The sequence below is a fragment of the Komagataeibacter oboediens genome (assembly GCF_003207815.1).
Lineage (GTDB): Bacteria > Pseudomonadota > Alphaproteobacteria > Acetobacterales > Acetobacteraceae > Komagataeibacter > Komagataeibacter oboediens.
In genome coordinates, this window is record NZ_NKTX01000070.1 from 1 (window position 1) to 11,019 (window position 11,019).

Annotated in this window: 19 protein-coding genes and 1 pseudogene; 15 read left to right on the plus strand and 5 right to left on the minus strand. The window is 63.0% G+C overall.

Annotation, left to right across the window (positions count from 1 at the left end; translation table 11 throughout):
- Positions 1 to 406: pseudogene (locus CFR80_RS15060) on the plus strand (hypothetical protein); the annotation flags it as partial.
- Positions 403 to 906 (plus strand): phage baseplate assembly protein domain-containing protein, encoded by a 504-nt coding sequence (locus tag CFR80_RS15065; RefSeq protein ID WP_010514103.1) that lies wholly within the window; start codon positions 403 to 405, stop codon positions 904 to 906. The pseudogene CFR80_RS15060 and the gene CFR80_RS15065, both read left to right, overlap by 4 nt.
- Positions 907 to 909: 3 nt before the next feature.
- Here CFR80_RS15065 and CFR80_RS15070 read toward each other — a convergent pair whose 3' ends face one another.
- Positions 910 to 1,110 (minus strand): DUF2283 domain-containing protein, encoded by a 201-nt coding sequence (locus CFR80_RS15070; RefSeq protein WP_010514104.1) that lies wholly within the window; start codon positions 1,108 to 1,110, stop codon positions 910 to 912.
- Positions 1,107 to 1,367 carry a DUF4258 domain-containing protein gene (locus tag CFR80_RS20170; protein ID WP_010514105.1) on the minus strand — a complete coding sequence of 87 codons (261 nt, stop codon included), beginning with the start codon at positions 1,365 to 1,367 and terminating at the stop codon, positions 1,107 to 1,109. Before CFR80_RS20170 ends, CFR80_RS15070 begins: the two co-directional genes overlap by 4 nt.
- 101 nt (positions 1,368 to 1,468) lie before the next feature.
- On the opposite strand from CFR80_RS20170, the gene CFR80_RS15080 reads away from it, so the two are divergent.
- The 11 genes from CFR80_RS15080 (at position 1,469) to CFR80_RS19470 (ending at position 8,571) form a co-directional block, all read left to right on the plus strand.
- Positions 1,469 to 1,969, plus strand: coding sequence for a phage GP46 family protein (locus tag CFR80_RS15080; RefSeq protein WP_110507625.1), 501 nt, complete (start codon positions 1,469 to 1,471; stop codon positions 1,967 to 1,969).
- A complete protein-coding gene (locus tag CFR80_RS15085) occupies positions 1,969 to 3,084 on the plus strand; it encodes a baseplate J/gp47 family protein (RefSeq protein ID WP_110507626.1) in 1,116 nt (371 codons plus the stop codon). The genes CFR80_RS15080 and CFR80_RS15085 overlap by 1 nt, the downstream gene beginning before the upstream one ends.
- A gap of 3 nt (positions 3,085 to 3,087) precedes the next feature.
- Positions 3,088 to 3,678 carry a YmfQ family protein gene (locus CFR80_RS15090; RefSeq protein ID WP_181418244.1) on the plus strand — a complete coding sequence of 197 codons (591 nt, stop codon included), beginning with the start codon at positions 3,088 to 3,090 and terminating at the stop codon, positions 3,676 to 3,678.
- A gap of 9 nt (positions 3,679 to 3,687) precedes the next feature.
- On the plus strand, positions 3,688 to 5,343 hold the full coding sequence (locus CFR80_RS19935) for a hypothetical protein (RefSeq protein WP_258367850.1): 1,656 nt from the start codon (positions 3,688 to 3,690) through the stop codon (positions 5,341 to 5,343).
- 17 nt (positions 5,344 to 5,360) lie between these two features.
- On the plus strand, positions 5,361 to 5,897 hold the full coding sequence (locus CFR80_RS15100) for a hypothetical protein (protein WP_110507627.1): 537 nt from the start codon (positions 5,361 to 5,363) through the stop codon (positions 5,895 to 5,897).
- A 64-nt stretch (positions 5,898 to 5,961) separates the two neighbouring features.
- Positions 5,962 to 6,309 carry a hypothetical protein gene (locus CFR80_RS15105; protein ID WP_010514112.1) on the plus strand — a complete coding sequence of 116 codons (348 nt, stop codon included), beginning with the start codon at positions 5,962 to 5,964 and terminating at the stop codon, positions 6,307 to 6,309.
- Entirely contained in the window at positions 6,309 to 6,800 is a 492-nt protein-coding gene (locus tag CFR80_RS15110; protein WP_010514113.1) for a hypothetical protein, read from the plus strand. Before CFR80_RS15105 ends, CFR80_RS15110 begins: the two co-directional genes overlap by 1 nt.
- A gap of 19 nt (positions 6,801 to 6,819) precedes the next feature.
- Positions 6,820 to 7,140 carry a hypothetical protein gene (locus tag CFR80_RS15115; protein WP_232275657.1) on the plus strand — a complete coding sequence of 107 codons (321 nt, stop codon included), beginning with the start codon at positions 6,820 to 6,822 and terminating at the stop codon, positions 7,138 to 7,140.
- A 147-nt stretch (positions 7,141 to 7,287) separates the two neighbouring features.
- The gene (locus tag CFR80_RS15120; protein ID WP_010514115.1) at positions 7,288 to 7,614 is read left to right on the plus strand and encodes a hypothetical protein; all 327 of its coding nucleotides are present in this window, start codon (positions 7,288 to 7,290) and stop codon (positions 7,612 to 7,614) included.
- A 216-nt stretch (positions 7,615 to 7,830) separates the two neighbouring features.
- On the plus strand, positions 7,831 to 8,409 hold the full coding sequence (locus CFR80_RS15125; RefSeq protein WP_029329418.1) for a hypothetical protein: 579 nt from the start codon (positions 7,831 to 7,833) through the stop codon (positions 8,407 to 8,409).
- Between the two features lie 3 nt (positions 8,410 to 8,412).
- Positions 8,413 to 8,571 carry a hypothetical protein gene (locus CFR80_RS19470; RefSeq protein WP_010514118.1) on the plus strand — a complete coding sequence of 53 codons (159 nt, stop codon included), beginning with the start codon at positions 8,413 to 8,415 and terminating at the stop codon, positions 8,569 to 8,571.
- 19 nt (positions 8,572 to 8,590) lie between these two features.
- Here CFR80_RS19470 and CFR80_RS15130 read toward each other — a convergent pair whose 3' ends face one another.
- Positions 8,591 to 8,932, minus strand: a complete 342-nt coding sequence (locus CFR80_RS15130) for a helix-turn-helix domain-containing protein (RefSeq protein ID WP_029329419.1) — start codon at positions 8,930 to 8,932, stop codon at positions 8,591 to 8,593.
- Complete coding sequence (locus CFR80_RS15135; RefSeq protein WP_110507628.1) at positions 8,920 to 9,198, minus strand: BrnT family toxin; 279 nt, start codon at positions 9,196 to 9,198, stop codon at positions 8,920 to 8,922. Before CFR80_RS15135 ends, CFR80_RS15130 begins: the two co-directional genes overlap by 13 nt.
- 99 nt (positions 9,199 to 9,297) lie before the next feature.
- On the opposite strand from CFR80_RS15135, the gene CFR80_RS15140 reads away from it, so the two are divergent.
- Together CFR80_RS15140 and CFR80_RS15145 are read left to right on the plus strand one after the other, a co-directional pair.
- Positions 9,298 to 10,116 (plus strand): hypothetical protein, encoded by an 819-nt coding sequence (locus CFR80_RS15140; RefSeq protein ID WP_110507629.1) that lies wholly within the window; start codon positions 9,298 to 9,300, stop codon positions 10,114 to 10,116.
- Complete coding sequence (locus CFR80_RS15145; RefSeq protein ID WP_026019816.1) at positions 10,113 to 10,757, plus strand: hypothetical protein; 645 nt, start codon at positions 10,113 to 10,115, stop codon at positions 10,755 to 10,757. The genes CFR80_RS15140 and CFR80_RS15145 overlap by 4 nt, the downstream gene beginning before the upstream one ends.
- A 52-nt stretch (positions 10,758 to 10,809) precedes the next feature.
- Here CFR80_RS15145 and CFR80_RS15150 read toward each other — a convergent pair.
- Positions 10,810 to 11,019: transposase (locus tag CFR80_RS15150; RefSeq protein WP_146221670.1), on the minus strand; the 210-nt coding region annotated here is incomplete at its 5' end.

Genomic DNA, 11,019 nt, shown 5'->3' on the forward strand with positions numbered 1-11,019 from the left:
TCAGCATGAAGGCCATCGTGAACCCGTTTCTCAGAAAGGGGTCGTTTTTGGCTGCCTGTCCCCCTTCCGAAGGGGTCACTTTTCCATGCCGCTTAACACCCTGACGGCCGACAGCTGGCGCGACGCGGCCGGACAGCTATGGCTGCCCAACACGCTCGCCCCCGTCACCGCGCGCGACGGCACGGTCTCGGACCTGCTGATCGGGGAACTGACCCTGCGCCAGACGGTCGAGGACGGAACCCATGCCGATGTCGTACTGATGCCCCCCGGCGCCTTCTCGCCTGAGCCTCTGCTTAACCCGGCACTAGCCGATAAATTCCTTCAGGTCATGAACAGTGCGCAGAACAGCGTGGACACATCCATCCAGACCGAGGACTTGGCTGCCCCGGAGAATACCACATCATGACCGCCCCCCTTCTGCGCACCGCGCGCCGCGTGATGATGGCGCTGGGCATCGGCCGCCAGACCGCCAACACGAACGAAACCCCCAACACGCCCACCGTGCAGGCCGCACTGGCGGCGGGGGAGATAAAGGCCGACCTGCCGCTTATGCAGGAATACGGGCTGGCCAGCCGGCCGGTGCCGGGGTCCGACCTGGTCATCGCCTTCATCGGCGGCGACCGCACGCGTGGCGTGGTCATCGCGACTGGCGACCAGCGCGGCAGGCCGAAGGATCTGCAGCCCGGTGAGGTCTGCCTGTTTCATCCCTCCACCGGCAGCCGGATCTGGCTCAAGGCAGATGGGTCCATCGCCCTGAACCCGGCCAATAACAAGGTCACCACGCCCGGCGATTTCACGGCCGGGGGCACCATCACCGGCAATGAGGTCGTGGCGCAGGGCAAGAAGCTGTCCAGCCACGAACATTCCAACGGTAACAATGGCGCGGATACGGGACCGCCCGTCTGATGCTTACTCCGCCGCGATCCCATGGACCGGGCGAGACGTGCGCTCGCGCACATCAAGGACCTCGATGCCGATCAGCCCGCCATCGGCATCGTAATCCAGCATCACGCCGGGGGAGACTTCGCGGGTTTCCACGGATTTTGCCCCTTCCGGCCCAACCCAGATGAACATGGCGTCGGTCTCGGGATCGTAGCTGGTTTTTATCATGACCTTGCTCTCCGCTTCTCTGCATCCCGGTCAGGGAAAACAGTCAGTACGACTATATCAGAACCCTCGGGCCAATGGACAACACGAAGAATGCGCCCTCCAAGTTCCGGTATGGCGCGATATGAGCGCGTGCGCTCGGGATGGATGGGGTCCACTTCGGTCCATTCCGGGTGCAGGACCGTGTCCGTTACCCATTCAGGTTCGATGCTGCGGCGCTCCATCGCCTCGCGGGCATGCGGTTTGAAAATCAGCGGCATGGCCGGGCCTGTGCTGTGTCTGTGTTCATGCTGCTTCCCTGCCCGGCAGGCATAGCACACAAGGCGGCGGCCTCCACGCCCTTCGATCTCACGGAAACATAATGGATATCGCAATCACCTGGAACGTCCGCGAAGCCTGCGGCGACTGGCCCATCGTGTCCAGTGATCTGGCGCTGGACAACCCCCTGAAATCAGCGGTCATGGTTTCGCTTTTCACAGACCGCGTGGCACCGCAGCAGCCATCATCCGATGACACTGCCGTCGGCATCCAGTCCCCTACCGGCCCGACGGGCGCGGCTTCGGCCGACCGGCGCGGCTGGTGGGGGGATGCCTTTGCCGACCGGCCCATCGGCTCCCGTCTCTGGCAGCTGCGGCGCGCGGTCAAGGTCGGCACGCGGGCCATCCCGCGCGAGATCGAGGACATCTGCAACGAAGCCCTGCAGTGGCTGGTCGATGACGGCGTCGCAACCTCGGTCGCGGTCAGCGCGTGGTGGAACCCCACGGTCCGGACCATGGCCGAATTCTCCATCACCATCACCGAACCGGGCAACAGCACGCCCCAGGTGTTCAAGTTCTCATGGGCCTGGGAGGGTCTGACCTGATGGCCTATCCACGCCCGACCCTGTCGCAGCTGCGCCAGCAGGCCCTACAGGACGTCATAAGCGGCGGCATCCCCGGTGTGACGGCCGTGCTGCGCTTCTCGGTCATCTATGTGCTGTCCATGGTGCTGGCAGGCCTGTCATGGCTGCATTACGGCTATATCGACTGGGTTGCGAAGCAGTCGGTGCCCTGGACAGCAACAGGTGCGTATCTGGCCGCCTGGGGCGCGCTCAAGGGCGTGTATCGTAAGGGGGCCACGGCTGCCAGCGGCACGGCCACCTTCACCGCTACCGGCACGGATGTCATTCCTGCCGGCACACAGTTCTCCCTGCAGGGCGGCCTGCTGGCCACGGCGTCGGCTGACAGCGTGACGGCCGACGGGATCACCACCGTCAGCTGGACCGCCAGCAGCACCGGCACGGCAGGCAATGTCACGCTGGGCACCATCGTCACCCTGTCCAGCCCGGTGCCGGGCATCCAGACCACCGGCACGGTCACCGACATCACCGTCAGCGGCGCGGATATCGAGGATGATACCGATTTCCGCACCCGGGTCATGGAGGCCTACCAGGCACAGGGACAGGACGGGAAAGCCGATGATTACGTCGGCTGGGCCGAAGCCGTGGCGGGCGTCACCCGGGCATGGGTGGTCGGCAACGGGGCTGGTGCCGGCACCGTGGTCGTCTACGTCATGCTGGACGAGGCCAATGCGGCCAATGGTGGTTTCCCCACCGGCACGAATGGCGCGGCCACGGGTGATGACCGTTACACCACCGCGACCGGCGACCAGCTGACGGTGGCCAATGCCATCCAGCCCAGCCAGCCGGTGACGGCACTGGTCATTGTCTGCGCCCCCATCGCGCAGCCCACGAACTTCGTGATCACGGATCTGAGCACCGGCAACACCACGGCCAACCAGAAACTGATCACGGAAGCCCTGACCGACATGTTCGTGCGCCTGTCTGCCCCCGGCGGCACCATCAACCCGAACGACTGGGAGGAAGCAATCGGCGCCATCGGGCTGGACAGTTTCGAGGTCCAGTCCCCCACCGGGCCGGTCACGGGTGCCAATGCGGGCACCATGCCGACCCTCGGCACCATCAGCTTCGCGGCGTAACCCATGGCAGCCCCCAAATATTCGGTGGCGGATTTCCGTACCGCGCTCCTCAACCTGCTGCCACGCGGGCGCATCTGGTCACGCGACCCGGACGGCATGCCCTACCAGCTGGCAGGCGTATGGGCACCATCCTTCCAGCGCAGCGCCCAGTCGGCCAGGGACCTGATCGATGATGCCTTCCCCTCCACCACGGTCAACCTGCTGCCGGAATGGGAGGCCACGCTGGGCCTGCCGGATCCCTGCGCGGGGGAAAGCCCCACGGTGGAACTGCGGCGCGCCCAGGTGGTGGCACGGCTGACCGACAATGGTGGCGCTTCGGTCGACTACTTCGTCGCGTTCGCCAGAACGCTTGGCTACGACATCACCATCACCCAGTTCGCCCCGTCCCGGTTCCGGCGCAAGTTCGGCACGCCCTTCGGCGGTGATGCCTGGGCGTACACCTGGCAGATCAACTGCCCGCAGCTGACCATCAACCGCCTGAAATTCGGCCAGTCGTTTGGCAACCCGTGGGCGACCTGGAGCAACGCGGTGCTGGAATGCGAACTGAACGCCCGCAAGCCCGCGCACACCATCCTGATTTTCAACTACAGCTAAGGACAACCGATGGAACTGATCATCGGCACGGGCACCGTTGTCGAGGCCTCGCGCGACACGATGCCCGCCACCGGCACACCGGGCTGGGCTACCGACGGGGATCCGGCATCCAGTATTCCCGCCACCGACTTCCCGGCCTCGCATTACAACATGACCGTAGCCGAGATGGTGCAGGTCATCCTCGACGCCGGCCTGACGCTGGACCGCACCAACTGGGGCCAGCTCTCGGCCGCCATCCAGAAAATGATTGCCAGCCCCTACGGTGGCACCATCTTTACCCCGGTCCAGCAGGGGGGCGGCCCGAACCAGACCACCGACAAGGTCAATCTGGGGCAGGATTCAACGTATGAGGGTCTTCTGCGCCTTTCGATTGATGGCGTTGATCACGGCACGCTGCTGTCTGGCGCGTATCTGGCCACCATTACGGGAACGACAGGCGACCTGCCGGGCATGGGGCTGTGGTTTCAGGCAGCCTCCCAGAGGCCGGCATTTACATATCAGGACGCCACCAGGCTGCCGAAGATCATTGACCTTGCAATGAACACCGATGTCCAGACATTGCAGTCAAACCAATCTTCGTTCCAGACGGCCCAGACCAATACCAACGCCACGCTGTCTGCCGACATCAGCCAGTGCGTGTCGGGCGTTTATGGTGTCAGCACCGCATCGGGGGACAGGCAGGGCAAGGGGCTGTATCAGGCAGGTGGAAGCGCGCGCCCCACCTTCGTCTACAACAACGGCACCACCGACGTTTATAGTGCGCTGGCCTATTACGCTGATGTGACAACCGTTCAGGTCAACCTGACATCGTTCCAGACTACCCAGACCAATACCAATGCCACGCTGTCTGCCGACATAAGCAACTGCGTGTCGGGCGTCTATGGGGTGACCACGTCAGATGGGGACAGGCAGGGCAAGGGGCTGTATCAGTCAGGTGGGAGCGGACGCCCCACCTTCGTCTACAACAATGGCACGACAAACGTTTTCGAAGAGATCGCGATTACAGCGGACATCACAACTGTCCAATCCAACCTGACATCGTTCCAGACCAGCCAGGCAAACCAGAACAGCACTTTCGCCACCGAGATTGCATCCAGGGTCGGCACCAACACCACGAATGACGGTGTCAATTCACCCATTACCTATCTGGGCCATAATAATGCGTCCGGTGCGCCTTTCGTTATCAGTTCCCTGGCGGGTTCGTACCGGATCATCCCCTCGCGTCCGGGGGCTGGATTTAACTCCATTTCCAACATGAGCACGGACAGCTCCGGGAATATTATTCTTGTTGACAGTTCGGGTAAGCCAAGCAGCTATTCCCCAACCAGCACCGGAACGATAGCTGCCAACGGCAATATTTCGGGCGGCTGGTGGGTAAAAACGGGCAACATCCTGCGCCAGTGCCTGAAGATAACTTCGACCACGGTGTCAGGCACAATCGAGATCACGTTCCCCACAGCGTACGCCGACGTTCCGACCGTCTCCGCGGAATGGGCTGACCTCGATGGTAACTCGGCATGGTGCAACGTTCTTGTCCAGAATGGAGCGCCAGTTATCTCCGCTACAGAGGTTACTTTGTGGGCGCGTGCTTTGGGGGGCGGGGGCGCACTGGCTGATTCCGCCGGTTGGGGCTGGATTACCGTTGAAGGCCCTGTTGCAAACTAAAAGTAAAGGAAAACATCATGACAACACAGAACTACATCCTCTATCGCACCGCCGCCTTCATGTACCAGCCGGGTTACTCCTACACACAGGGCGCGACGCCTGCCGTCCCGGCGGCGCAGGTTTCATCCCCCGCAGGCACGGTTGTCAGCACCCAGCAGATGGATAGCCTGACTGGGGTAACCGCACCCGACGGGTTCGCTTATGCGCTGGATGCGGACGGGAAATACCCGGTAGGCAGCATTTACACGCCAACGCCCGCCACGGATTACACGCTGGCCGGTGCCTCCACCGCAACGGCCGGCACACCTGTCACGCTGACCCTGATGCCCGGCGGCGACGGCCCGGCGGCGGACACAACGGTAACGCTGTCCGATGGCGGCGCGGGCGGCACGTTCTCATCCCCCACGCTTGCGTTCGGGGCCTATTCGGCGGCACCTCAGACCGTGACCTATACGCCCAAGGCGGCCGGGACGGTCACGATCAGCGCCACGAACACCGGCGGCCTGACCAACCCGGCCAGCCTGAGTGTCACGGTTACCGCTGCCACGGCCTGACCGTCCTCACAATCTGCGCCTGCCCGACCGCCCGTGAGGCGGTTTTTTTATGCCTGGAAACCTGATGTTCATTCTGTGGAGACTGCTGGGGTTCGGTGACGACCGCCAGTTGTATGACCGCGTCGTGCGCCTTGAGACCAAAGCCGAGACCACCGACTCTGACGTGCGCACCCTGTTTGGCAAGGTCGATGACCTGACCAGACGCGTGGACGCAAACGGCGAACAGACACGGCGTGAACTGTCGGCCGATATCCGCGTGCTGAGCGAACAGGTGGGCGAGTTCCGTGGCGGCATCAAGCTGGCCAACTGGATCGCGGTCACCTCCATCGTGCTGGTCACGGGCCTTCTGGGCTGGGGGCAGATTGGCGATGCGGCCTGGTCGGCCTGCAAGCATCTGTTCGGCTACTCATGATGGGCGCTCCGATCGGACTGGACCTGTCCGACCTCAAGGTCCGCGTGATCGCCCCGACCCTCACCCTGATCGGCATGGGCGGTCCCGCAGCGGTCAACCTGCTCGCGGGCACGGCGCTGGCGGAAAGCGGCTGCCGCAGGCTGGTGCAGGACGGTGGCGGCCCCGCATTGGGGCTGTGGCAGATGGAGCCGTTCACCCATGACGATATCTGGACCACCTTCCTGCCCAACGGCCGGATGGGCGTACTGGTGGGCAGGCTGCTCTCCACGCGCGGTAACTGGCCGCCAGCAGCCGGTCAGCTGACAGGCAACGCATTTTACGCCTGCGCCATGGCCCGCCTGAAATACTATCGCGCCCCCGATCCCCTGCCCGCTGCCGATGACGCAGCCGGCATGTGCGACATGTGGAAGCGGATCTACAACACATCGCTGGGCGCGGGCACTGCGGATAGCACGCATGTCGCCCTGTTCCAGCAAGCCATCGAGGCCTGACATGGATCCCTCATCCTTCGTGAGTGCCCTGCTCCCGTTCATCCCTGCCCAGTATGTGGGCGCGATCGTGGACTGGGGCTCATTCCTGATCGCGGCCGCTGCGCTGACCATGCGCTACTGGCGACCGCCAGCGCCCGGTTCCAGAGCCGCCATGGTGTGGATGGTGGTCTCCGCCATTGCCCAGGCGCGCAAATGGAACCTGCCCGCATACCAGCCTGGCAAAAAAGCCGTAATGGTGCCTGCCACAGTGCCCCGGCAGGAAGTCGAAAAGCGGCTCGACGTACCGCCCGGCTCCACCCGGCCGGGCAAGCCGCCAGCGCGCGCTGCCCCGCCTGCCTGACTGCTACAGCCCCGGCCTCGTGGTTGGACGGCCGATAAAGGCCGGGACTGCGCGCGCAGGATACGCAACCAGAACGCACATTTGTGTAACGAAACACCACCCAAAGTAACCGCCCTCGAGGCGGTTTTTTTTATGGAGATGCCAGATATGGCTGAAGATACCGCCACCAGCACAGCCATTCCCGCGCTGGAAAGCCTGCTCGAAACCGCGTTGGGCAAGAAGGACACGGCCGCAACACAGGCTGACATCCAGCTGGCCGGCACCGTGCTGCAGCTGCTGATCCCCGTGATCGTGGAGCGCGCGGCCCCCAATCTCGACCTTGCAGGCGTCGACGCCGCCGTCACGAAGATCGTGGGCGGCGTCAGCGACCTGAAAACCGTGATCGAGGCGAAGCCGGCAACAGTGGCCGCCACGGTTGCCCCGGCCAAGGTCGAGGCCCCGCACCCGGTCGTGCCGGGTCAGCCGATCCGCTGACCTGTCAACCTGATCCGGCCGGTCTGTAAACCGGCCGTCGGGTTTCCCGCATTCCGCCACCTGTAAACTGGTCCACCTGCATCACACGAAAAACGCCGGATTTCTGCGGCATTGTGGTGCGGGTGGACTATTTTCGTATCAAGACTGGAAAACTGGTCCATGACCCAACGTGTAAACTTCGTCGCCATTGATGGCGGTCGCCGCCGTTTCCTTGGCATGGGGCTGATGACGGCAGCCGGCGTTGCTGCCGCCGCGACCCTGTCCGCCTGTTCGGTCAGCAAGACCGGCAACGTCACCACCATCACCCTGAACGTAGCCGAGGTCGCGGATTATGTTGATGCGCTGCTGAATTTCTCCAGCACCGCCATCAATGTACCACTCGTGGCTGCCGCGATGGGTGCGCCGAACGTCGCCTTGGCCAATACCATTATTGCCGCGCTTACGGCAGCAGGAAGGGCGTTTGTGGCCGCCGCCGGGTCCAGTACGACTGTCAGCTATGACAGCGCCAGCGTGAAGGCGGCCTTCGACAGCATCCTGACCGATATCGGACAGGTCAATACGCTCATTATCGCGACCATCACCGGCATGGCGTCCGACCTGTCCAGCAGCGTGATCACACAGGCAAAGACGGCAGCGGGGGCGGCTGCAACGCTGATCGACCTGCTGAAGGCCATGGTTGCGGTATCCGGCCGTCACTCCGTCGGCCCTCGCCTGGCATCCGATAACGGCATCAATATGCAGGGTATGGTAGCCATGAACGTGATCGGCGTTTTTGTTTCCGCGCAGGGTGGTTGATCCATGTCCACCCACGCACTCGCCGGTCTGGGCCTGTTCCTGACCGGCGCGGCGTTCTCGCAGGTGTTGGCGTTCGGCATCGCTGCATGGCGAGAACATCAGCGCAGGCGACAGATTGACGACACGCTTGGGCCGCCTGCGCCAGAACCATCGAACGATTGAGAAGAATGTAGCGTCCGCGCTATTCCGCCGCCACATCCAATGCCCGGCGCGCCGCATCCGGTTCCCGCCCCAGAATACGCAGCAGCGCCTGCACGGCCGGATCCAGCGCTACACGCCCCTGCTCCCAGTTGCGCCATGTCGCCACGGGTATGCCAGTCAGATCCGCGATCTGTTTCTGGGTCATGTGCAGGGTTTTCCGCACGGTTGCGGGTGTCGGGTATGGGGCGGACAGATGGCTTGTGTCATCCGTGCCGTCCTCGCGCGCCTGACGGTCGATATCGGCTTCCGTGGTGGCGTTCACTTTGTCCCAGTTAATGGTAGATGGACGGGCCATCGCCTCCCTGAGAGTCATTCTTGCCATTTTTGCCACTCCTTGAGATGCATTTTGCGAGCCGAAATGATGCGGGTCACATCCCCACGCAGGGTGTAGACCACCATAAAAGGTACGCCATCAATCAACCCGGCTGCCTGAACGCGTAGCTCACCGTAGTCGCGTCGGTTATCCAGACGCTCGATCACCTTGCCTGCAAAAATCCGGATGACGTCCTCAAATCCGAAACCTCGATCAGCAAGACAGGCCTCACTCTTCCTGTCGTCCCAGTCAAAGTTGTGATGTGCAGTCGCCATGAATGGAATATACGCTAGAAGCGTATATTCAGCAAGAAAAAATCATATTGCGTAACCACAAGGCGGCTCTCTGGAGCCGCCTTTTTTATTGGAACCAGCATGACAAATCGCAAACTTGCGCAGATTCGCAAGCTGGGCTGCCGCCCAGCCGAACACCGTCCCAATCAGCCCCATCTATCCGCCATGCGTGGCTTCTGTGCGCGACCGGCCCCTGCCCGGCTCGACCGCAGCGGTATCAATCCCGCGCCGCTGATGCTGGGCAACGACGTGCTGGGGGACTGCACCAGCGCGGGCATCGGCAATCACCTGCGTGCCACGGCGGCGCTGGCAGGCTTCCAGATTGCCGTAACCACCCCTGCCGCCGTGCAGTTCTATTCCCGCTCCACCGGCTACGTGCCCGGCAATCCCGCCACGGACAACGGCGGCGTGGAGGTGGACGTACTGACGACGGCCCTGCGCGACGGCTATGCGCTGGCGGATCAGACGTTGTTCCCCCTCTGGGGTAGCGCCGATCCGGGCGACCTGAACGGGATCCGCAACATCACCGCAGGCCTGTCCGCCGCCTATCTGGGCGCGCAACTGGCCACGGCAGATATGTGGGAGGATCAGGACGGCAACCTGCCGCCCGTTTGGGACACGGACAGCCCGGCCGACCATGGCGACCCGACACCGGGCAGCGCGGGCGGTCACTGCCTGCTGCTGTGGGATTATGCGGGCACGACTGATACCGACCTGGTCACGCTGCTGACATGGGGCAGTCTGCAGAAAGCGACATGGCGCTGGGTGCGCAGTCGCATCATGGAGGCGCACGGGCTGGCATGGCCCCAGTTGCGCGCGCCCGGCGGCCTGTATCCGGCTGGGGATGACTGGATGAATCTGGTCGCGGCGAACGAAGCATACTTGCGGGATGCGGCATGAACCGGGGCGACCGTATAGCCTTCCTGTTCGCCTGCATGGTCGGTCTGTCCGGTTGCGCCGTGCACCCTTCTATGGTCAGCACAACCATTCCGCAGGCCATGGCTGGCATCCAGTCCAGTCTGGCGCAGGCCGGGGTGGTGTCGGTATCGCACGCCGGCGACTGGACAGAAGATCAGGATGCCCGGTTCACGCGCGCTGTGCGTGGCGCCCAGTGCAGCCAGAACGTGGCCGACCCGGTGGTGGGCACGATAGCAGGCGATGTAACCCTGCAGCTATCCGGTCAGTTCACCCAAGGTGGGCAGTTCAGCGTGGGGGCGATCACGACTGCGCCCACGTTCGGGGTACAGGCCGATGCCAGCCGGACACGCGGGCAGACGGTCAGCCTGCCAGTGGTCTATGCGCCCCTGTCATCCATGCCCGATGTGGAGATGGGACGGCAGATTGGATATGAGACTGAGATGCTGGCACAGAATGATGATGCCCGGCACGCCGAGGCGGCCCGGCTGATCGCCGATCGGAAAGAACTGCGCGGCCGTGTGCAGGCTATGACTGATAGCTGGAGTGCGGCCGAATGCATCCAACCGTTGCCAGTTGTTCCGTTCGTTGGAAGGCATGGTAATCCGAATCGAAAAAACCGTTAGCAGCCTGTCGGGTTGGGCATTTTGCGGCTGATAACGCCGAGGCTGACCCGGCTTATGCCGCCTGAAGCCGCGCCATTCTTTTGCAGTTGTATGCGAGAGCGACGAGTGTCCATTCGGTCGTGACTTTTGGAAGGCCACGCAGACTGAATCTTCTGAAGCCCATGATGCTTTTGATAATTCCAAAGACCGGTTCAACGGTCTGTTTTCGTAGTCTGTAAACATCTCCGGCTTTTGTGGTTTCCAGTTTTTTCTTCATGGCGAG